Origin of the sequence: Desemzia sp. C1 (assembly GCF_020882875.1) — a bacterium.
GTDB lineage: Bacteria > Bacillota > Bacilli > Lactobacillales > Carnobacteriaceae > Desemzia > Desemzia incerta.
This window is the reverse complement of record NZ_JAJIZP010000003.1, coordinates 196,036-218,773: the sequence shown is the minus strand read 5'-3', so window position 1 is coordinate 218,773 and position 22,738 is coordinate 196,036. Positions and strand designations below refer to the sequence as shown.

Annotated in this window: 16 protein-coding genes and 1 pseudogene; 16 read left to right on the top strand and 1 reads right to left on the bottom strand. The window is 38.4% G+C overall.

All coding sequences use genetic code 11. From position 1 onward, the window contains the following. Window positions 1-54 precede the first annotated feature (54 nt). The 14 genes and pseudogenes from purB (at window position 55) to LMF32_RS01420 (ending at window position 17,724) form a co-directional block, all read left to right on the top strand. The gene (gene purB / locus LMF32_RS01485; RefSeq protein WP_092479441.1) at window positions 55-1,350 is read left to right on the top strand and encodes an adenylosuccinate lyase; all 1,296 of its coding nucleotides are present in this window, start codon (window positions 55-57) and stop codon (window positions 1,348-1,350) included. A 125-nt stretch (window positions 1,351-1,475) separates the two neighbouring features. Next, window positions 1,476-2,360 (top strand): DMT family transporter, encoded by an 885-nt coding sequence (locus LMF32_RS01480; protein ID WP_092479442.1) that lies wholly within the window; start codon window positions 1,476-1,478, stop codon window positions 2,358-2,360. Window positions 2,361-2,740: 380 nt separating this feature from the next. Then, a complete protein-coding gene (locus tag LMF32_RS01475; protein WP_230523616.1) occupies window positions 2,741-3,391 on the top strand; it encodes a GntR family transcriptional regulator in 651 nt (216 codons plus the stop codon). 218 nt (window positions 3,392-3,609) lie between these two features. Next, window positions 3,610-5,838 carry a DNA helicase PcrA gene (pcrA, locus tag LMF32_RS01470; protein WP_230523615.1) on the top strand — a complete coding sequence of 743 codons (2,229 nt, stop codon included), beginning with the start codon at window positions 3,610-3,612 and terminating at the stop codon, window positions 5,836-5,838. 129 nt (window positions 5,839-5,967) lie between these two features. Next, window positions 5,968-8,016, top strand: a complete 2,049-nt coding sequence (gene ligA, locus LMF32_RS01465; protein ID WP_230525055.1) for an NAD-dependent DNA ligase LigA — start codon at window positions 5,968-5,970, stop codon at window positions 8,014-8,016. A gap of 4 nt (window positions 8,017-8,020) precedes the next feature. After that, window positions 8,021-9,211, top strand: a complete 1,191-nt coding sequence (locus tag LMF32_RS01460; RefSeq protein WP_230523614.1) for a CamS family sex pheromone protein — start codon at window positions 8,021-8,023, stop codon at window positions 9,209-9,211. Between the two features lie 255 nt (window positions 9,212-9,466). Continuing rightward, entirely contained in the window at window positions 9,467-9,772 is a 306-nt protein-coding gene (gene gatC, locus LMF32_RS01455) for an Asp-tRNA(Asn)/Glu-tRNA(Gln) amidotransferase subunit GatC (protein ID WP_092479447.1), read from the top strand. A 1-nt stretch (window position 9,773) separates the two neighbouring features. Next, a complete protein-coding gene (gene gatA / locus LMF32_RS01450) occupies window positions 9,774-11,228 on the top strand; it encodes an Asp-tRNA(Asn)/Glu-tRNA(Gln) amidotransferase subunit GatA (protein WP_230523613.1) in 1,455 nt (484 codons plus the stop codon). A gap of 15 nt (window positions 11,229-11,243) precedes the next feature. Further along, window positions 11,244-12,674, top strand: a complete 1,431-nt coding sequence (gatB, locus tag LMF32_RS01445; protein WP_230523612.1) for an Asp-tRNA(Asn)/Glu-tRNA(Gln) amidotransferase subunit GatB — start codon at window positions 11,244-11,246, stop codon at window positions 12,672-12,674. A 22-nt stretch (window positions 12,675-12,696) separates the two neighbouring features. After that, window positions 12,697-13,764 carry a diacylglycerol kinase gene (locus tag LMF32_RS01440; protein WP_230523611.1) on the top strand — a complete coding sequence of 356 codons (1,068 nt, stop codon included), beginning with the start codon at window positions 12,697-12,699 and terminating at the stop codon, window positions 13,762-13,764. An 89-nt stretch (window positions 13,765-13,853) separates the two neighbouring features. Further along, the gene (gene rlmD, locus LMF32_RS01435; protein WP_230523610.1) at window positions 13,854-15,236 is read left to right on the top strand and encodes a 23S rRNA (uracil(1939)-C(5))-methyltransferase RlmD; all 1,383 of its coding nucleotides are present in this window, start codon (window positions 13,854-13,856) and stop codon (window positions 15,234-15,236) included. A 209-nt stretch (window positions 15,237-15,445) separates the two neighbouring features. Further along, a complete protein-coding gene (locus LMF32_RS01430; protein ID WP_230523609.1) occupies window positions 15,446-16,291 on the top strand; it encodes a transposase in 846 nt (281 codons plus the stop codon). 605 nt (window positions 16,292-16,896) lie between these two features. Beyond that, a pseudogene (locus LMF32_RS13670) lies at window positions 16,897-17,016 on the top strand (integrase); the annotation flags it as partial. A gap of 33 nt (window positions 17,017-17,049) precedes the next feature. Beyond that, a complete protein-coding gene (locus LMF32_RS01420; RefSeq protein ID WP_230523608.1) occupies window positions 17,050-17,724 on the top strand; it encodes a zinc ribbon domain-containing protein in 675 nt (224 codons plus the stop codon). 271 nt (window positions 17,725-17,995) lie between these two features. Here the strand turns inward: LMF32_RS01420 and LMF32_RS01415 are convergent, their stop codons facing one another. Further along, on the bottom strand, window positions 17,996-19,402 hold the full coding sequence (locus tag LMF32_RS01415) for an ISNCY family transposase (RefSeq protein WP_230523607.1): 1,407 nt from the start codon (window positions 19,400-19,402) through the stop codon (window positions 17,996-17,998). Between the two features lie 482 nt (window positions 19,403-19,884). Between LMF32_RS01415 and mef(A) the strand changes: the two genes are divergently transcribed. Both mef(A) and msr(D) read left to right on the top strand, forming a co-directional pair. Beyond that, window positions 19,885-21,111: a macrolide efflux MFS transporter Mef(A) gene (mef(A), locus tag LMF32_RS01410; RefSeq protein ID WP_230523606.1), complete on the top strand. Its 1,227-nt coding sequence runs from the start codon at window positions 19,885-19,887 to the stop codon at window positions 21,109-21,111. 113 nt (window positions 21,112-21,224) lie between these two features. Further along, a complete protein-coding gene (gene msr(D) / locus LMF32_RS01405; protein ID WP_230523605.1) occupies window positions 21,225-22,688 on the top strand; it encodes an ABC-F type ribosomal protection protein Msr(D) in 1,464 nt (487 codons plus the stop codon). Window positions 22,689-22,738: the final 50 nt, after the last annotated feature.

Genomic DNA, 22,738 nt, shown 5'->3' with positions numbered 1-22,738 from the left:
AAGGGAATTTCAATAATTCAGCAAGAAAATTTTTACTTAAGGGAGACTAAAAAGATGATTGAACGCTACACCAGACCTGAAATGGGAGCTATTTGGACGGATGAGAATCGATACAATGCTTGGTTGGAAATCGAAATATTGGCTGATGAAGCTTGGGCTGAATTAGGAGAGATTCCGAAAGAAGATGTTCAAAAGATTCGTGAAAATGCTTCTTTTGATGTTCAACGTATCCTTGAGATCGAACAAGAGACTCGTCATGATGTGGTTGCTTTTACACGTGCTGTATCAGAGTCATTAGGAGAAGAACGGAAATGGGTTCACTACGGTCTGACAAGTACAGATGTTGTAGATACAGCATATGGATACTTATTCAAACAAGCGAATGATATATTACGTCAAGATCTAGACAGATTCCTTGCTGTGATTGGTGAAAAAGCAAAAGAACACAAGTACACGGTTATGATGGGCAGAACACACGGGGTCCATGCTGAACCGACTACTTTTGGCATGAAGTTAGGTACTTGGTATTCTGAAATGAAACGGAATATTGAGCGTTTTGAACATGCTGCAAAAGGCGTGGAAGCAGGGAAAATCAGCGGAGCTGTTGGAACGTTCGCTAATATTCCTCTGGAAGTCGAGGAGTATGTCTGTGATCGTCTAGGAATCAGAGCTCAAGAAATCTCTACCCAAGTCTTACCTCGTGATCTGCATGCTGAATATATTTCCGCAATGGCGCTTATCGCGACCAGTATTGAGCGTTTCGCTACTGAGATCAGAGGTCTTCAAAAATCAGAAACACGCGAAGTAGAAGAGTACTTTGCAAAAGGGCAAAAAGGATCATCAGCTATGCCTCATAAACGCAATCCAATCGGTTCAGAAAATATGAGTGGATTAGCTCGCGTCATAAGAGGTCACATGATCACTGCTTACGAAAATGTTACGTTATGGCATGAAAGAGACATCTCACATTCTTCTGCTGAAAGAATCATTATTCCTGATACGACTATTTTACTGGATTATATGTTGAATCGATTCAGCAACTTGGTTAAAAATTTAACTGTTTTTCCAGAAAATATGTTGCGCAATATGGATGCTACTTACGGATTGATTTATAGCCAACGTGTTTTACTGAAATTGGTTGATAAAGGGATGAGCCGCGAAGAAGCTTACGATCTAGTTCAACCTAAAACTGCTCAGGCATGGGACGAACAGATACAATTCAGACCATTATTGGAAGAAGATGGACGAATCAGCAAACTTCTTTCTACAGAAGAGTTAGATGATGCATTCAACTATCAGCATCATTTAAAAAATGTAGATCAAGTTTTCAAACGATTAGGGCTTGATTGATCTGATTCGTTGTTTCTTGCAAGAAAAAAATCAGGATAGACACATAGCAAAAACAACACACAAAAATAGAGCTTTTGCTCTAGTTTTTGTGTGTTTCACTATACAAAAGAAGAGCAGGTGCAGAAATGAAAAAAGCAAAAATCAGCATTATTTTTTCGATGATTACTTTTGGGACCATCGGTATTTTCGTAAAAAATATTGCCCTTTCCTCCAGTGAAATTGCCCTATATCGAGGACTCTTTGGGAGTTTATTTTTACTTGGAGTCTTAATGACAAAAAAAGACAGCATCCCTGTATCTGTCCTTAAGAAGAATGCATGGGCATTATTTTTTTCTGGAGCAGCCATTGGTATCAATTGGATTTTATTGTTCGAATCTTATCGTTACACTACGATTTCAAATGCAACTTTGAGTTACTATGTTGCCCCCATTATCGTTGTTGTCGTTTCAGCAAGTCTATTTAAAGAAAAATTGACATTTAGAAAATTTCTTTGTGCCGCAGCCGCTATGTTGGGGATGTTTCTAATCGTTAATGGAGGCGGATCAGGGCTGGGAGGTCCAGGCCATCTCAAAGGTATCGGATTAGCATTAAGTGCTGCTGTTTTCTATGCCAGCGTCATTCTCGTCAATCGATTTGTCAAAGAGTTGTCAGGATTACAAAGTACGTTTATTCAATTATCTGTAGCGTCCATTGTATTATTGCCGTATGTCTTAACGACTCAAGGATTCCACTTAATGGAAGTTGATAGGAGTTCTTTTATCTATTTGTTGATTTTAGGTGTCGTGCACACAGGAATAGCTTATGCACTGTTCTTTTCTGCCATCCCACACTTGAAAAGTCAAACAACAGCTATGTTGAGTTACATTGATCCTGCATCTGCAGTTTTCTTTTCAGCTGTATTCATCAAGGAAGAATTTAGTCTGCTTCAGTTTATCGGGGGCTTACTTGTTCTAGGGGCTTCTTTTATCAGTGAAACAAAGGCCGTTTCTGCTTTTGAACAGTCTGTCTAAAAGTCAAAAGTGTCCGTAAAAAAGAAACTGCTTGTGGGCTCAAGCAGTTTCCTCGGGGCAAAACCATACAAACATATGGTGAAAAACAGTGCTCCATTACACTGATTAAAAGATACCATATCGATATAAAAAACGTGTTAGGAAAAGGTTTTCTTTTTGTAAACTTTAGTTTAATGATAAAAAAAGGTTTCTGATGGTTAAATACGACTAATTTTTGAAAACGCCCTCTTTTTTGGAGGCTGTTTCCTAAAAACAGGTTGAATATCCTTAGATTTATCTTTATAATCAGATGTAATACCTAGGCACAAAATTGTTTTTTAAATAAATGGTATAGTAGTAATGAGTTGGGAACATAGAAATATAAGAAGGGAAAGAAAGAATTGGTAAAAGCAAAAAATTTAGAGACTCAAGCATATCAGTACATAAAAAATAAAATTACTAGTAGACAATGGCTGCCCCAAACACATATAACAGAACTTGATTTGTCTAAAGAGCTGGGAATCAGTCGAACCCCAATCAGAAGAGCTTTTATCCGTCTCCAAGAAGAAAATATCTTAAGAATCATTCCTCATAAAGGAGCGACCATTCAAGAACCTCTTATCGATAATAAAGGTTTCCAAGACCGTCTTGGGTTTATGGAATTGATGCTGAACGATTACTTGCATCAAATGCAGATCAGAGAGGTTTCCTTTACAAAAGAGGATTTATTGGACTATGTGGAAAAAATGTCCTCTTTGACTGGCAGGAATCAAGGAGATGAATTTTATGAGGCAGAGATCTATTACTGGCAAGAATTTGTCAGACATGCCAAGAATTCTTATAATGTCTCCGTACTTATGGATACTTTTCGTTCGTTGAATCAGCAAGACAATAAAGAAATTCAGGCGGTCTTGCTGGAGTGCAGAAAAATAAAAATCCGTCATCTTAAACGGTTGGCTGAATATGTAGCTGATTCCAAGTATGCTTATGCTAGAAAAGAGGTTCGAATCTTGATGAATCAACTATCTTTAGCTTTATTACAAGGCGTTTAAATCATTTTTCATATACAATGACTACAAAGCAAAATCCTTCATTAAATAATGTGGAGGTTTTTGTATTTTTTTTTGTGATTTTACTTTGAAGTTTTGCATCTCATACTCTAAGAAGATTCAAACTATGGTAAAATAGACAAGGAAATAATGGCAGAAGTCAGGATACAGGTATGACAAGAGTAAATTGTACCTTTAGGAATTAGAGAGGATGTAAATAAGTGGTATTACGAGAAGAATTATTAAATGGAATGAATCCGCGTCAAAAAGAGGCCGTGATCCATACTGATGGACCACTCTTGATTATGGCAGGGGCTGGTAGTGGAAAGACCAGAGTACTGACTCATCGTATCGCCTATTTGATTCAGGAAAAAAATGTCAATCCTTGGAATATATTAGCGATCACGTTTACCAATAAAGCAGCTAAAGAGATGAAAGAGCGAGTCAGTCGTTTGATTCGTGATGGTGGGAGTGAAGTATGGGTTTCAACTTTTCACTCGATGTGTGTCCGAATTTTGCGCCGTGACATCGATCGTATCGGTTATACGCGTTCTTTTACAATCAGCGATCCAGGAGAACAACAAACGCTAATGAAACGAATTCTGAAAGAGCGCGACATTGATCCCAAGAAATTCAATCCTAGAGCTATTCTTGCTGAGATCAGTAATGCAAAAAATGAATTGCTGACAGCAGAACAATACAGAGACACAGCAACTTCTTATTTTCAGCGAATCGTGGCAGACTGCTATGATGATTATCAAAGAGAGTTGCGCCGTAATCAAGCAGTCGATTTTGACGACTTGATCATGCTGACAGCTCGTTTATTTAAAGAAAGTCCTGAAACGCTTCAGTACTACCAAGCGAAATTTCAGTATATTCATGTGGATGAGTATCAAGATACCAACCATGCTCAATATACGTTGGTCCAATTATTAGCAGACCGATTCAGAAATATTTGTGTCGTAGGGGATGCTGACCAAAGTATTTATGGATGGCGCGGAGCCGATATGGAAAATATCTTGAACTTTGAAAAAGACTATTCGGATGCAAAAGTGGTATTATTGGAACAAAACTATCGTTCCACTAAATACATTCTGCAAGCCGCAAATGATGTTATTGGCAACAATGCCAATCGAAAAGATAAGAAGTTATGGACAGACAACCACGAGGGAGAAAAAATTTCTTACTACCGTGCTCAAAGTGAAGGCGATGAGTCTCGTTACGTTGTTTCAAAGATCCAAGAAGAAATGAAAAAAAATGGTCTGGGTTATGGGCATTTCGCTGTACTTTACCGAACAAATGCTCAATCGCGTAAAATTGAAGAAAGTCTATTGCAATCGAATATCCCGTACAAAATGGTTGGCGGTCACAAATTCTACGATCGTAAAGAAATCAAAGATGTTTTAGCTTATTTGCGCCTTATTGCAAATCCGGACGACAACATGAGTTTTGAGCGTGTTGTAAATGTACCTAAACGTGGGGTTGGTCCGGGAACGGTAGAAAAATTGAGAGCTTTTGCGAATCAATACGATTGGTCATTATTGGAAGCTGCACAAAACGTAGCTTTAACAAGTATTACAGGAAAAGCTTCTAAAGCGTTAGAAGGTTTTGGTCATATGCTGAAAGACTTGCAGAAAATGCAAGAGTACTTGCCTGTGACAGAATTGGTAGAAGAGTTATTGAAACGCAGCGGATATAAAGAATCATTAGAACTGGAAAAAAGTTTAGAGTCAGAATCTCGCTTAGAAAATATCCAAGAATTCTTATCTGTTACACAACAGTTTGAAAAGGACAATGCAGGAGGAGAAACGGATCTATTGACTTTCTTGACAGATTTGTCTCTTGTATCCGACTTGGACAACTTAGAAGCAGAAAATGGTGAAGTAACTTTAATGACGCTTCATGCAGCAAAAGGGTTAGAGTTCCCGGTTGTTTTCCTGATAGGAATGGAAGAAGGAATTTTCCCGCTTTCTCGTGCCATGATGGAAGAAAACGAACTGGAAGAAGAGCGTCGTTTAGCGTATGTAGGAATTACTAGAGCTGAACAGAAATTGTATTTAACAAATGCTTACTCTCGAGTGTTATATGGACGTACGCAAGCTAATACACCTTCACGTTTCATCCAAGAGATCAGCGATGATGTAATGGATCTGATGCACAGAGAAACGACTTCTGTTCCATTTAGAAGCAATGCACCATTTATCAATAAAGAAAAACGTGCAAGCAGTACGCCGTATCCAACTCAAGCGCCAGTTTCCAGCAAAGTAAGCAGTGGAGCAGATAAAGTTGAATGGAATGTCGGTGATAAAGCTGTGCATAAAAAATGGGGCGTAGGTACAGTAGTCAAACTTACTGGTAATGCTGATAATTTACAGTTGGATATTGCATTTCCAGCTCCAACAGGTATTAAACGTCTATTGGCAGCTTTCGCTCCAATCGAAAAGGTTTAATCGTAAGAAAAAGGGTACGACAAAGGTTACAGCCCGTCAGGTTTCTTTCTAAGGCAAGTAAAAGAGGATGGGCTGCTTTTGTTTCATGAACCAAGAGGTTACGAAATAACAAAGAAAGAAGGGGTTTATGTGACGGATAAAACAGGAAACTATTCTCCAACGAGTTTATCTTTTGAAGAGGCTACAAAGAGAGCAGAGGAATTAAGAGAAACTTTAGATCGTTACAGTCATGAATATTATGTATTGGATAAACCCACAGTAACAGATGCGGAATATGACAGTTTATATAGAGAACTTGTCAGCTTGGAAACAGCTTATCCTGAATTGATCAGTGGCGATTCTCCTACACAACGGGTTGGCGGAACAGTTCTTCCCGGATTTGAAAAAGTGACTCATGACATTCCTATGCTGAGTCTTGGTAATGCATTTGGAGAACAGGACTTATTAGACTTTGACCGTCGAGTACGAAAATTGACGGATAAAAAAGTGGAGTATATTTGTGAGCTGAAAATCGATGGTCTGGCCCTTTCTTTAAAATATGAAGAAGGGAAATTGGTACAAGCTGCTACTCGAGGTGATGGAGTAGTGGGCGAGAATGTGACTCAAAATGTTCGGACTATAAAATCCGTTCCCTTAAAACTAAAAAAACCTTATTCGATTGAAGTACGCGGTGAGTGTTATATGCCGAAAGAAGCTTTTGTAACATTGAATATGGAACGAGAAGAGAACGGGGAAGACATTTTTGCCAACCCTAGAAACGCAGCAGCTGGCGGATTAAGAAATTTGAATCCAAAAGAAACCGCGAAGCGTAATTTGAATACTTTCATGTATACTATTGCTGATTTTGGAGAACTTGATGCAGTCAGCCAGTCTGATGCGCTGGACCAATTAGATACTATTGGTATCCGAACAAATCACGAGCGCCGTGTTTATGAAACCATTGAAGAAGTATGGGCGTATGTTCAAGAGTTTCAAGAGCACCGCAGCGGTCTGCCGTATGATATTGACGGTATCGTCATCAAAGTAAATGATTTTGAAGCGCAAAAAGACATCGGGTATACGATAAAAGCTCCACGTTGGGCGATAGCGTATAAGTTTCCTGCTGAAGAAGCACATACAGTCATTCGAACAATCGAATGGACCGTTGGAAGAACAGGAGTAGTCACTCCCACTGCTATCATGGATCCTGTTCAATTAGCCGGAACGACTGTGCAAAGAGCGAGTTTACACAATGTAGATTTGATCAAAGAGCGAGACATTCGTCTATTTGATACTGTGGTAGTCCATAAAGCGGGAGACATCATACCTGAAGTGACGCGAGTGGTACAAGATTTGCGTCCTGAAGACAGCGTTCCATATGAATTTCCGACCCATTGTCCGGCCTGCGACAGCGAGTTGGTGCATTTAGATGAAGAAGTGGCATTGCGCTGCATCAATCCAAAATGTCCTGCACAAATCATTGAAGGGTTGACTCATTTTGTATCCCGTAATGCCATGAACATTGATGGATTAGGAAATAAAGTCATTATTCAAATGTATGAAAAAGAATTGGTAAAAGATGTAGCGGATTTGTACAGTTTAACGTATGATCAACTAGTCACTTTAGATAAGATCAAAGATAAGTCTGCAAACAATTTGTTGAATGCTATTGATGCAAGCCGCAGTAATTCATTAGAACGGTTGATTTTCGGATTGGGTATTCGCAATGTAGGTGTAAATGCAGCGAAATTACTAGCAGAAGAATTTGAAACCATCGAAAAGCTGCAACAAGCAAAAGCTGAAGATATCACAGCTATTGAAGGCATTGGTAAGATCATTGCGGAGAGTGTAGTAGCATTTTTCGAGCTTCCGGAAGTGGCCGAGTTGATCAATGAGCTTAGAGCAAAAGACATCAACTTGAAGTATCTTGGAAAGAAAAAAGAAGTGGCAGAAGAAAGTGATTCATATTTCAATGGAAAAACAATTGTCTTGACCGGAAAATTAACTCACTTTACGCGTGAAGAAGCTAAAGAACGAATTGAGAATCTGGGCGGAAAAGTAACTGGAAGTGTGTCTAAAAAAACGGACTTTCTAGTTGCCGGAGAAGATGCAGGAAGCAAATTGACAAAAGCGCAAAGTTTAGAGATTCCCGTTTGGAACGAGGATCAATTGTTGGAAACATTAGAAGGAGAGGAATAAGAGTTTGAAAAGCAAACTACTCATGTTACTTGCAGGAAGTGTATTGTTCTTTACTGCATGTGCAGCTCCTGAGGAAGAAAACGCAGGAGAAACAACGACGCACGGTTCAGAAACTGAATTGGCGGCAGAAGAGGCTACGAGTACTTCACGTCAATTATCTGATGAATATTATCGTTCGCTGATTACCGATGGTCAATATCAAACTAGTGCAAACAGAGGCGCCACATTAGGAACAAATTCGAATTACAACTTAAAAGCATTTGAAACGGGATTGTTGGAAATCTCTCAAGAACATTTTTCGACCGATAATCATCTGATACAAGAAGGTCAATATCTGGACAGCAGCACAGTCAACAAATGGCTTGAACGTTATAGATCTGAAGGAAAAGGATTCAATCAGTATGGGGATCCTATTACAGTGGACGAAAGCAGCCAAAACCTTGAAGGATTGAATCCTCAACACAATGGGAGCAAAGAGCCGGACGAACGGACACCCATTTTTCTAGAGTCTATTTTGGAACAAAATTACGTTACTGAAACAGAGAATGGGTACAAACTGTCTGGAATCAGTATAGGATTGGCAATGAATACTGTTGATTATTACCAGAAGAAACAATTTGATGCAACGTTTGAAACGAAGATCAGCGAAGAAGAATTGATTCAACAAGGGAAAGAGATGGCGGATAAAATCATTGAGCGTATGCGCCAAATTGAAGGATTGGAAGAAATTCCAATCGTTGTAGGGATCTTTAAACAAACTCCGCAAGACAGTTTAGCTGGAGGTTCATATGTAGCGGAAGGTGTCAGCGAAAACGGCAGTAATTCAGTCGGCGGATGGACTAATCTGTCTGTTAAAAAGTTGGTCTTTCCATTGCAAGGAGGCGAAAGTACGGAGTTGAACAGCTTCCAAAACTTCAAATCAGAAGTGGAAAGTTTCTTCCCGAACTTAAGCGGCGTTACTGCAGAAGCAACGTATATTGACGATACATTGGTCAAAATGAAAGTTGATATAGTGACTCAATTTTATGGAGAAACAGAAGTGATTGCATTCACACAACACGTTTACGATCAAGCAGTGAAATTTTTACCGCCAAATATCCCCATCGAAATCAGTATTTCATCCATGAAAGGGATGGAAGCTTTCCTGGCAAGAGAGACGGGAGAAAATCAATTTTACAGTCATGTCTTTGATTAAAGCATTTACCGTTAAATCAAAATGAATGATTCCGTTTAAAGTGAGAACAAGAACCGAGTATCTTCTGGTTCACTGTTCTCACTTTTTTTATTTTGTGATTAAAAAGAAAAAATTCTATATGTGTTCTTTAAATGTGCGCTTCTAAAGAATTCTCCTTGCTGAATCAAAGAATTCATAGAGTCTGTACCCGGTTTGTGATATTATAGGAAGGAAGTTTTAAATCTGTGAACTTTTAGAAAGTGAGTGAAATAGCAAATGGTTGTAACTGAAGAAGATATCAAACACGTTGCAAAATTAGCAAAGTTGGAGATAACCGAAGATGAACTCGGAAAATTTACTGAACAAATGGATAAAATTATCGCTATGGTTGAGCAATTAAGTGAGTTGGATACAGAAGATGTGCCTGTGACAACGCATGGTATGGCAACTTCAAGCGTTATGCGTGAAGATAAAGCAGTACCTGGAACAGACCGCGACAAATTATTTGAAAATGTAAAACGCCATGAAAATGGATTAGTGAAAGTACCTGCAATGATAGATAATTCGGAAGGAGATGCATAAGATGAGTTTGTTGGATCATACATTAGAAGAACTGCATACTATGCTGGTAAACAAAGAAACAACAGCAGAAAAAATCATGACTGCAGTTTATGCCCGCATCTCTGAGACGGAAGATCAAGTGGGCTCATTTATTACCTTAACTGAAGAGGAAGCTTTAATAAAAGCACGCGAGATGGACGAAGCTGGAATTGATCCAGAGAATATCTTAGCTGGATTGCCGATTGGGATCAAAGACAACATCGTTACAGAAGGAACTCTGACAACGGCTGCAAGTCGTATGTTGGAAGACTTTGTGCCGATCTATGATGCTACAGTTACAGAAAAAGTAAAAGAGTCTGGCATGATCTCAGTTGGAAAACTGAACATGGATGAATTTGCAATGGGCGGAAGTACAGAAAACTCTTACTTCAAATTAACACGCAACCCTTGGAATCTAGATAAAGTACCTGGTGGATCTTCAGGCGGTTCAGCGGCAGCAGTTGCTGCAGGACAAGTTCCAGTTTCTTTAGGAACAGATACAGGCGGGTCGATCCGCGAACCTGCAGCCTTTACCGGTGTAGTAGGTATGAAGCCGACTTATGGACGAGTGTCTCGTTTTGGTTTGATTGCTTTTGGTTCAAGTTTAGATCAAATTGGACCTTTTACACGTAATGTAAAAGACAACGCGATTGCATTGAATGCTATCAGTGGTCATGACCCTAAAGATGCTATGTCTCATACTGAAGAAGTGCCTGATTTTACAGAAGGCATTACAGATGGCGTTAAAGGAATGAAAATCGGTGTGCCGAAAGAGTACATGCAAGAAGGCGGACTTCAAGACGGCGTAAAAGAAGCTGTTTTAGAAGCTATCGAAACGTATAAGAAATTAGGTGCAATCGTTGAAACGGTTAGTTTGCCGCATTCTAAATATGGAATTCCTGCTTACTACATCATTTCTTCTTCGGAAGCTTCTTCGAACTTGCAACGTTTTGACGGAGTACGTTATGGTTACCGAGCTAAAGATGTAGAATCTTTAGAGGAATTGTATGTTAAAACACGTACAGAAGGTTTTGGATCAGAAGTTAAGCGTCGTATCATGTTAGGTACGTTCTCATTAAGTTCTGGATTCTATGATGCTCATTTTAAACAAGCTTCAAAAGCTCGTACGTTGATCCGTAGAGACTTTGAAAATGTGTTCGAAGAGTACGACTTGATTTTAGGACCTACTACAACAACAACTGCTTATGGTATCGGTGAACAAATCGATGATCCAATCGCAATGTATCTATCAGATATTCTAACAGTACCGGTAAACTTAGCTGGAGTTCCTGCAATTTCAATTCCTTGTGGATTTTCAGACGGCATGCCTGTTGGATTGCAATTGATCGGAAAACATTTCGATGAAAAAACAATCTACCAAGCAGCATATGCATTTGAACAAGCAACAGAATTCCACAAAGCAAGACCAAATTTGTAGGAGGAGAGACGAAACATGAATTTTGAAACAGTAATCGGACTAGAGGTCCACGTAGAATTAAAAACAGACTCTAAAATGTTCTCACCATCTCCAGCACATTTTGGAGCTGAACCGAATACCAACACAAACGTTATCGACTGGGGATACCCAGGTGTTTTACCAACAATCAATAAAGGCGCTGTAGATTTCGGTATCCGTGCTGCATTAGCCTTGAATTGTGAAATCTCACAAGATACAAAATTTGACCGTAAAAACTACTTCTATCCAGATAATCCAAAAGCTTACCAAATTTCTCAATTTGATAAACCGATTGGACACGATGGATGGATCGAGATCGAAGTCGAAGGCAAAAAGAAAAAAATCCGTATTGAACGCGTTCATTTAGAAGAAGATGCTGGGAAAAACACTCACGGCACAGACGGTTATTCTTATGTTGACTTGAACCGTCAAGGAACGCCTTTGATCGAGATTGTATCTGAAGCAGATATGCGTTCGCCGGAAGAAGCTTATGCTTATCTTGAGGCATTGAAACAAATCGTTCAATACACAGGTGTAAGTGATGTTAAAATGGAAGAGGGATCAATGCGTTGTGACGCAAACATTTCTATTCGTCCATTCGGTCAAGATGAATTTGGAACAAAAACGGAATTGAAAAACTTAAACTCGTTCAACTTTGTGCGCAGAGGATTAGCATTTGAAGAAAAACGCCAAGAAAAAGTATTGCTTGCTGGCGGCGTTATTCAACAAGAAACCAGACGTTATGATGAAACAACAGGTGAAACGATATTGATGCGTGTGAAAGAGGGTTCTAGTGACTACCGTTATTTCCCAGAACCAGATCTTCCAAACATATACATTGAAGACGAGTGGATCGAAACGGTAAGAGAAACGATTCCTGAAATGCCTAAAGAGCGTCGTTTACGTTATGTAAAAGACTTTGGCTTATCTGATTATGATGCTGGGCAATTAACAGCAACTAAAGAAATGTCCGATTTCTTTGAAGGAACGATTGCTAATCAAGCGGATGCAAAACAAGCAGCCAACTGGTTGATGGGTGAAGTATCAGCTTACTTGAACAGTGAAAAATTAGAATTACACGATACGAAATTGACGCCTGAGAACTTAGCAGGAATGATCAATTTGATCGCAGATGGAACAATCAGTTCAAAAATCGCGAAAAAAGTTTTCCGTGAATTGATTCAAAATGGCGGAGATGCCAATGAAGTTGTAGAAGCAAATGGCTGGGTACAATTAAGTGATCCATCTAAATTGTTGCCGATCATCAATGATATTTTAGACAACAATGCGCAATCCATTGAAGATTTCAAAAATGGAAAAGACCGTGCGATCGGGTTCCTCGTTGGTCAAATCATGAAAGCTACTAAAGGACAAGCAAACCCTGGTGTAGTCAATAAATTGTTGAACGAAGAATTGAGCAAACGGTAATTTTGGAAAGAAGGTAAAACAGATGCGTGCGAGAATTATTTATAATCCAACATCTGGGCGCGAATTGCTGAAGAAAAATTTAGTAGACATCTTGAGTGTGTATGAAAGTGCTGGTTATGAGACCAGTGCTTTTGCTACAACGCCTGAGCCCTTTTCAGCTCGGAATGAAGCGGAAAGAGCTGCAAGAGCGGGTTTTGATTTGATTGTGGCTGCTGGAGGGGACGGAACGATCAATGAGGTCGTGAACGGATTAGCCGGTCTAGAAAAAAGACCTAAAATGGCGATCATCCCTGCAGGAACGACAAATGATTATGCTAGAGCATTGCATATCCCAAGAAATGATTTGATTGCTGCAGCAAAAATCATCGAGAAAAATCAAACCATCCATATGGACATTGGACAATCAATCACACAAAAACAAATGTCTTACTTTATCAACATTGGTGCGGCAGGCTATTTGACGGAGTTAACCTATGAAGTTCCGTCTCAATTAAAATCCGTTTTTGGCTACTTAGCTTACTTTGTTAAGGGTGCGGAAATGTTGCCACGTGTCAAAGCGGTTCCTATGCGAATCGAATACGATGATGGAGTTTTTGAAGAAAGTGCCTCTATGTTTTTCGTCGCTTTGACGAATTCCGTCGGTGGTTTTGAGCAGCTGGCTCCAGACGCCAGGTTAGACGATGGCAAGTTCACTCTGATCATTGTTAAAACGGCCAATTTGTTGGAAATCCTCCGTTTGATTGCTAAGCTCTTAAACGGAGCTAGACACATATCGAGTCCGAATGTTGTCTATGTAAAAACCAATAAAATCAAAGCACAAACAACGGATTCTACTCCATTAATGATCAATTTAGATGGAGAGTACGGCGGAGATTCGCCTGTTGAATTTATCAACTTGAAACAACACATTGAAATGTATGCAGATGTTGATTTGATTCCTTATGATGTAGAGGAAAAAGATGAATTTGCAGATGATGTGGAAGAAGCCTTCTTGAGACAAGTAGAAGAATTAACAGGAGAATTACCAGAAAACGAGCAAGAAAACAACGAATTGAAGAATTCTTATACAAATGATTCAGACGAATTGTAGAAAACAGGAAATCAACCGGCCGTTGCACATAAAAGAATAATCGCCCCAAAAATGTCCAGCATGTTTTTGAGTGGAAGGAGAATAAGGAATTGAAAAAAGATCAAACTATTCCAGTAAATAAAAATGAACAGCATACGGTTACTATCGAAGATTTAACATTTGAAGGTATGGGTGTTGCTAAAATAAATGGGTATCCATTATTTATAGAAGACGCTTTACCAGGTGAAAAAGCAGAGGTCAAAATCCACAAAACAGGTAAGACTTATGGTTACGCAAAAGTGATGAATCGTTTAAATTCAAGCAAAGATCGTGTTCCTTTGAAAAACAGAAGCTATACACGTGCAGGTATCGCACCTTTGCAACATATGTCTTATGCTGCTCAGTTAGCTTTTAAAAAGAAACAAGTGGCGAATGTTATGCAACGTATTGCAAGAATGCCTGAAGTTCCAGTACTAGATACGATGGGAATGGAAGAGCCATGGGGATACCGCAATAAAGCACAGGTTCCAGTGCGTAAAGTTGAAGGATTGTTGACAACCGGATTTTTCCGTAAAAATAGTCATGACTTGATCCCTATGGAAGATTTTTATATTCAAGATCCAAAAATCGACGAAGCGATTATCGCTGTTCGAGATATTATGCGTGAATACGGAGTAAAACCATATAACGAGAAAGACAATACTGGTAACTTGCGTCATATCGTTGTGCGCAGAGGATATCATACTGGGGAAATGATGATTGTATTGGTTACACGTACAGCTAAATTGTTCCCAACAAGTAAAATCATCCCTGCTATCCAAGAAGCTTTACCAGAAGTTGTCAGCATTGTTCAAAATGTCAATCCAAGAGGAACTAACGTTATCTTAGGAGAAGAAGCAATCGTATTGTATGGTGAAGACAAATATAGAGATGAATTAATGGGAAATACATTTGAAATTTCACATCGTTCATTCTATCAAGTCAACCCATTACAAACGGAAAAACTGTATCAAACAGTTTTAGATTTTGCTGCAATGACAGGCGAAGAAACAGTTATCGATGCTTACTGTGGTATCGGAACGATTACTCTTGCTTTGGCGAAAAAAGCGAAAGAAGTTTACGGAATCGAGATCGTTGAAATGGCAGTTGAAGATGCTAAAAGAAATGCTGCATTAAACGGTGTTGAAAACGTCACTTACCAACTTGGAGCTGCTGAAGAAGTCATGCTTAAGTGGGCTGAGGAAGAACGTACAGCAGATCTATTAGTCGTTGATCCGCCTCGTAAAGGACTGGAAGGACAATTTATCGATGCTGTATTAGAAATGAAACCATCAAAAATGGTTTATGTCAGCTGCAACCCGGCTACATTAGCTCGTGACTTAGCCTTATTGGCAGAGGGCGGCTACAATGTGGAGAAAATCCAACCAGTAGATTTGTTCCCGCAAACAAACCATGTGGAGTGTGTTGCCTTGATGTCTAGGGTGGAGAAATAGGGTTATTCAAAACACTGATAAATAAAGTATTTTCAAGATTGGAGGATTTTCTGCCTAACATCTGGCGGTACCTTTTATTTAGGGTTGTACAATATATGACGTTGGTGAGTGAAAACTTGCTAACGTCTTTTCTATAGAAAAAATAGAAAACAAGTGAGTTCTCCTGTAGAAATAAAGTCACCATAACCAATTCAAAGGAGAGAACTCACTTGCCTACATCAAATGATATGCGAAAAATACTCGATATTCAAGATAAAAATATTGTTTTTGAAGATAATTGCGTAGAATATACGCGATTCAAAGGCAGAAAATGTAAAATGATTAAAGGACGTTTGACGTACATTCCTCAGGAATGTATAAAGTGCCAGATACCAAATGAACAGTATACAGTCTATGCCAACGGAACTCAGATCTCACGCATCACTTTACCAATGAGTGGAGTGCATCCTACTTATTTAGTGCTTAAAAAGCAACGATTCAAATGTAAAAATTGTGGGGCGTCTTTCACTGCAAAAACACCTGTCGTAAAAGAAAATTGTTTTATCTCCAACTATGTAAAAGCGCAAATTTTAGATAAATCATCTATGGCTCAATCGATTAAAGACATTTCTGTCCAAACGTGTGTTTCTTCAGCGACTGCTCAACGGATGATGAATGAGCAGGCTAAACGGTACCAATCAACGGATACTTGGTTGCCTAAACACCTTTCTTTTGATGAGTTTAAGTACGCCAAAGGAACCCTGGCTTTTGAATACATAGATGCTAAAGAAGGGAAAATTCTAGATATTTTGCCTTCCAGAGACAGCCGAACGATAAAAAATCATTTCATTTCCTGTTATAGCCTAAAAAGTAGAAGTATAGTAGAAACGATCACGGTCGATATGAATGCTGGTTATGTCAATCTCATTCCTACTCTCTTTCCAAATGCCAAAATTATCATTGATCGTTTCCATATCGTTCAATTGATCAATCGTTCCTTGAACCGTACCCGAATAACGATTATGAATCGACTACACACCTCAGATGGAGAAGACATGAAAAAAACCGTCGGTTGAAACGGTTCTGGAAAAAGATTCTAAAGAAAGAATCTGAATTATCTTATACGACCTATCACTACTACACTATGTTTGGCTTACGTCTAGAATCAGCGCTCATAGATGAGTTGTTAAGCTATGATGCCACATTGAAGGAAACGTATGAGGTTTATCAAGCGATTCTCAAAGCGATAGATAAAAATGAGTATGATGAGCTAGTGGATCTGTTAAAGAACGACTATCCATTGATTTCACAAGCTATGAAGACGAGTTTAAAAACCTTGAGAAAAATCTCAAACACATTAAAAATACATTTATTTATCCTTATTCCAATGGAAAAATTGAAGGAATCAATAATAAAATCAAAGTCCTTAACCGGGTAGCCTATGGCTACGGGAACTTCACAAACTATAAAAATCGTATTCTTCTACACTTCAATCAAAAACCACAACATGAACAAAACGAAAAAACACTTTCCACGGCAGCCTAAAAGTTGCCTTGAAAAGTGTTCGAATCTTTAAATTAAATAGGGACTAAAATTCTCCACCAACGTCATTTGACAAAGAACCACGATATTCTAACAGCGGCAGGTAAATCAAAATGGAGGCCAGAAACGCTGAAAAAAAATACTACAAAATGAAAAGTACATCGGTGATGCCCTTCTACAAAAAACATATACGGTTGATTTCCTTTCTAAAAAGCGAGTCAAGAATAACGGCATCGTTCCCCAGTATTATGTAGAAAACAGCCATGAGCCTATCATTCCACGCGACCTTTTTATGCAGGTTCAAGAAGAGATGGTTCGAAGAGCAAATCTTCGGGGCGGCAAAGGCGGTAAAAAGAGAGTCTATAGCGGCAAGTATGCTTTATCGAGTATTGTTTACTGCGGTCATTGCGGCGATATTTACCGACGAGTACACTGGAATAACCGAGGTTACAAGTCTATTGTTTGGAGATGCGTCAGCCGTTGGGAGGAAAAAGGGTCTGAATGTACGGCCTCTACCATAAACGAGGAAATATTACAGACAGCAGTGGTCAAGGCTATTAACGAACTTTTGGCTAACAAAGAACCCTTCCTCTCAACGTTACAGAAAAATATAGCCACCGTACTTAATGAAGAAAATGATAATGCCACCGTTGATATTGATGGCAAATTGGAAGAATTGCAACAACAGCTTCTAATCCAAGCAAAGTCCAAGAATGACTATGAAGATGTGGCTGATGAAATTTATCGGCTTCGTGAATTGAAGCAAAATGCACTAGTTGAAAATGCAGAGCGAGAAGGAAAAAGGCAACGAATCGCTGAAATGACTGATTTCTTGAATGAACAATCCTGTGAGTTGGAGGAATATGATGAACAGTTAGTAAAGCGACTTATTGAGAAAGTAACGATATATGAAGATAAGCTCACCGTTGAATTCAAGTCTGGGATTGAGATTGACGAAGAGATATAGAATATTAACCGCCAATTAGGGCTAGCACCCTTTGGCGGTTAATATTGGATTTTTTTAATTTTAAAGTGTCAATGATAAATGAAAATGTCCCGATTTTATTCAAATTTGAGTTAGGTTCACTGTCATTATTTCGTTGATCCTATTCCTGGCAAAACTACCGCGCTACGCTTGGTAAAGTTGATTCAGGAAATGGCTTCGAAAACCACGAAGCCATTTTCTGAATCAACTGAAATTAGCGTTCTAAATCTATTTTCTAGTTAAAAACTTGTATTCATGTTCTAGAATTGGTTTTCAGAGCTTCCTTTTGGTTTTTCTTCCGAAGATAGCGATCATAAGATGCTTTTTTCCAAGGATGGCTCATTGGAGGGATATGCACCTGCATCTTTTTACGTTCGATTGGCTTATCGAATTCTTTTGAAACTTTTTCGTGAAGCGGAATTTCTTTTAACATGAAAAGTGAATCCTGATGACTAGCATACAGTTGATTTTCTTTAGTATGAATAATCATTAACTTCGTTTTTGGGGCCAATAAGACGTGCTGATTTTGATTATATAAATGATATAACTTGTTCTGATATTTGAGTGCGTGTCCCTTCTGGACAACTCGGTGTGAAAAGCGAGCCAGTATATAATCTAAATGGATATCTTTTGGTAGCTTTTCAAAAACACTTTTGGTATCGTTTAGCTGTAAAGCAAATTTGGCGTTATATGTAGGAATATAATGTTTCAAAAATTGGTTTGCTTCTTCAATGGATTGGATATTTTTTAAGGCCATTTCATTTAGGAGACGATCTTGGAGGGTATTCCATAATCGTTCAATTCTTCCTTTTGCTTGAGGAATACTTGTTGTGGTTAACTCTATTCCCAAGTTATGGCAGGCATATCCATATTGTGTAAAAGTGTCCTTCTCTTCTGAAGGGCTCTTTTCTTGTTTATAGTGAAAGATGGTTCGATTATCCGTCAAAATATTATACGGAATACCGTAGGTAGTCAGACACTGATGTGTTACTTCGTAATAGGCATCTAATGTTTCTTCTTTATCAAAGTAAGCCCCAACCACGATTCCAGTGGCGTCATCTATAGCAGCGTGGAGATGCGCATATTTTCCGTTTTGAAACCAATCGTGTCTTGAAGCGTCCATTTGAAGCTGTTCACCTTTATATTTCTTTCGTGAGCGGCTAGGATGAGCTTTCACAGGATCTACGTATTCTAATTCATTTAAAACTTGGCTCTCTTTCTTTGTTAGTAGTTGGTCAGACCGTTCTTTCTCTTTTAATTCTTTGCGCTTCGTTCGTTGTGTTTTTTTAGAAGCACGAGGAGAAAGAATATGTTTTTGATATAATAAATTGCGAACGGTCGTATAAGAGACGGTTACTTGTTCTTCCTCCTGCAGTTTTTCTGTAAAATGGAACAAATTAAAACCATCATATTTCTTTCTGTAGAGTCGAATAATCTTTTGTTGGGTTTCTTTTGACAACGTTGTAGCGGGAGTTCGTCCCTTGTTCCCATGCTTAAAACCTTTTTTTCCTTGCGTTTTATAGCGATTAACCAATCGGTTAATCTGCCTACGGGATAAATCTAGTTCAATCTCTGCCCGCTCCTTTGAACACTGACCATTACATACTTTTTTTATGACTTCATATTTTTTGTTTTCAAACATAGTTAATTCTGCTCCCATTCTATCTCTCCAATCCAATAAGATTAGAGTAACGTAGTTATGGGACATTTTCATTTGTTATTTATTAAGACATTATCATTTGTTAATGACATTAATATTGGATTTTTTTAATTTTAAAGTTGCTTAAAACGACTTGTTGTGTTAAAATATACGCTGATACAAATAAGGATTTAGGAGGAACCGAAACTATGACAGCCTCAATGCGTTTAAGATAAGCTGGCAATAAAAAAAGCAGAATCTATCCCCGATGATAGGCTTTTTTGTTGTGCTTATTTATACGATATTGAGCATTCATTAGTTACGGTGAGGATGTAGGTCATTTAACTATACCTTTATTTAACTATGTCTTTATTATGAATGTTTCCATATTGTATGTATGCAGACCAAAAGCCACATTGTGGATTTAGGCCTGCATTTTTTATTGCCTAGAATGCTATTCAAAATAGAAATTCAAGCAAAATAATATGCAGGAGATAATATAAATGGAAAAATACAACAATTGGAAACTTAAGTTTTATACAATATGGGCAGGGCAGGCAGTATCATTAATCACTAGTGCCATCCTGCAAATGGCGATTATTTTTTACCTTACAGAAAAAACAGGATCTGCGATGGTCTTGTCTATGGCTTCACTTGTAGGTTTTTTACCCTATGCGGTCTTTGGACCAGCCATTGGTGTATTAGTGGATCGTCATGATAGGAAGAAGATAATGATTGGTGCTGATTTAATTATCGCAGCAGCTGGGGCCGTGCTAGCTATTGTTGCATTGTATATGGAGTTACCTATCTGGATGGTTATGGTAGTATTGTTTATCCGTAGCATTGGAACAGCTTTTCATACCCCGGCTCTCAATGCGGTTACTCCACTTTTAGTACCAGAAGAACAGCTTACGAAATGTGCAGGCTATAGTCAGTCTTTGCAGTCTATAAGCTATATTGTTAGTCCGGCGCTTGCAGCATTGTTATATTCTGTTTGGGAATTAAATGCTATTATTGCCATCGATGTATTGGGTGCTGTGATTGCGTCTATTACGGTAGCAATTGTACGTATTCCTAAGCTTGGCGATCAAGTGCAAAGTTTAAAACCAAATTTCATAAAAGAAATGAAAGATGGAATTGTCGTACTGAAACAAAACAAAGGATTATTTGCCTTATTACTTTTAGGCACACTATATACATTTGTTTATATGCCAATTAATGCACTATACCCTTTATTCAGTATGGAATATTTTAATGGGACACCGATGCATATTTCTATCACCGAAATTGCGTTTGCCTCTGGTATGCTGGCAGGAGGCTTGATATTAGGAAGATTGGGAAGTTACGAAAAGCGTGTACTATTAATAACGGGTTCATTTTTTATGATGGGAGCTAGTTTAGCCATTGCAGGATTACTTCCTTCAAATGGATTTGTAATGTTTGTAGTCTGCTGTGCAATAATGGGGCTTTCGGTGCCATTTTATAGCGGTGTGCAAACAGCTCTTTTTCAGGAGAAAATTAAGCCTGAATATTTAGGACGTATATTTTCTTTGACCGGAAGTATTATGTCATTCGCTATGCCGCTTGGCTTAATCCTTTCTGGGTTTTTTGCTGATAGAATCGGTGTAAATCATTGGTTTTTACTATCAGGTATTTTAATTATTGGCGTTGCTATCGTTTGCCCGATGATGACCGAGATTAGAAAATTAGATTTAAAACAAAATTCATAGGAGGGACATATTTATGTATTTAATTTTCATGTAATTCTTCCTGCTTAAATCGTAGGGTTTTCCCTGCGTACAAGCAAATGAAAACATGCGATTATAGACAGGAGGAAAATGTTATGGAATTGATATTAAAAGCAAAAGACATTCGTGTGGAATTTAAAGGACGCGATGTTTTAGATATAGACGATATAGAAGTATATGATTATGACCGTATTGGTTTAGTAGGAGCAAATGGTGCAGGAAAAAGCACTTTATTTAAGGTGATTTTAGGAGAATTAACTCCTCCAGGATGTAAAATGAATCGTCTAGGTGAACTTGCCTATATCCCTCAGTTGGACAAGGTAACCTTGCAAGAGGAAAAAGATTTTGGACTTGTAGGCAAGCTTGGTGTTAATCAATTAGATATTCAGACCATGAGCGGCGGTGAAGAAACAAGGCTTAAAATAGCACAAGCTTTATCGGCACAGGTTCATGGTATTTTAGCGGATGAACCTACCAGTCATTTAGACCGTGAAGGAATTGATTTTCTAATCGGACAGCTAAAATATTTTATAGGTGCACTGTTAGTTATTAGCCATGACCGCTATTTTCTTGATGAGGTAGTAGATAAAATATGGGAACTGAAAGATGGCAAAATCACTGAGTATTGGGGAAACTATTCTGATTATCTTCGCCAAAAAGAGGAAGAACGCAAGATCCAGTCTGCAGAATACGAACAATTTATTGCGGAACGTGCCCGATTGGAAAGGGCTGCGGAGGAAAAGCGAAAGCAGGCCCGTAAAATAGAAAAAAAGGCAAAAGGTGCTTCAAAGAAAAAAAGTACTGAAGGCGGAGGGCGTTTAGCTCATCAAAAATCAATGGGAAGTAAGGAAAAAAAGATGCATAATGCCGCTAAGTCCCTAGAACATAGGATTGCGGCCTTAGGAAAAGTAGAAGCCCCAGAAGACATTCGTAGGATTCGTTTCAGGCAAAGTAAAGCATTGGAGCTCCACAATCCATATCCTATTGCTGGTACGGAAATTAATAAAATATTTGGAGATAAGGTATTGTTTGAAAATGTATCTTTTCAAATTCCGCTTGGAGCAAAAGTGGCATTAACTGGTAGTAATGGAACCGGAAAAACAACTTTAATCCAAATGATCTTAAACCATGAAGATGGAATTTCTATTTCACCTAAGGCAAAAATAAGTTACTTTGCACAAAATGGTTACAAGTACAACAGTAATCAGAATGTCCTAGAGTTTATGCAGGAGGATTGTGATTACAATGTATCGGAAATTCGTTCAGTGCTAGCATCCATGGGGGTGAAACAGAATGATATTGGAAAAAGCTTATCTGTTTTAAGCGGCGGAGAAATTATTAAATTATTGCTAGCTAAAATGCTTATGGGTAGATATAACATCTTACTAATGGATGAACCGAGCAACTTCCTTGACATACCAAGCTTAGAGGCTTTGGAAATACTAATGAAGGAGTATGCCGGAACTATAGTATTTATCACCCATGACAATCGGCTACTTGATAATGTGGCTAATGTGATTTATGAAATCAAAGATAAGAAATTAAACTTAGTCCGATAATTATTTTACTTTTCTTATTTGACAGATCGTAAGTAGGGCAGTGAAAAAGA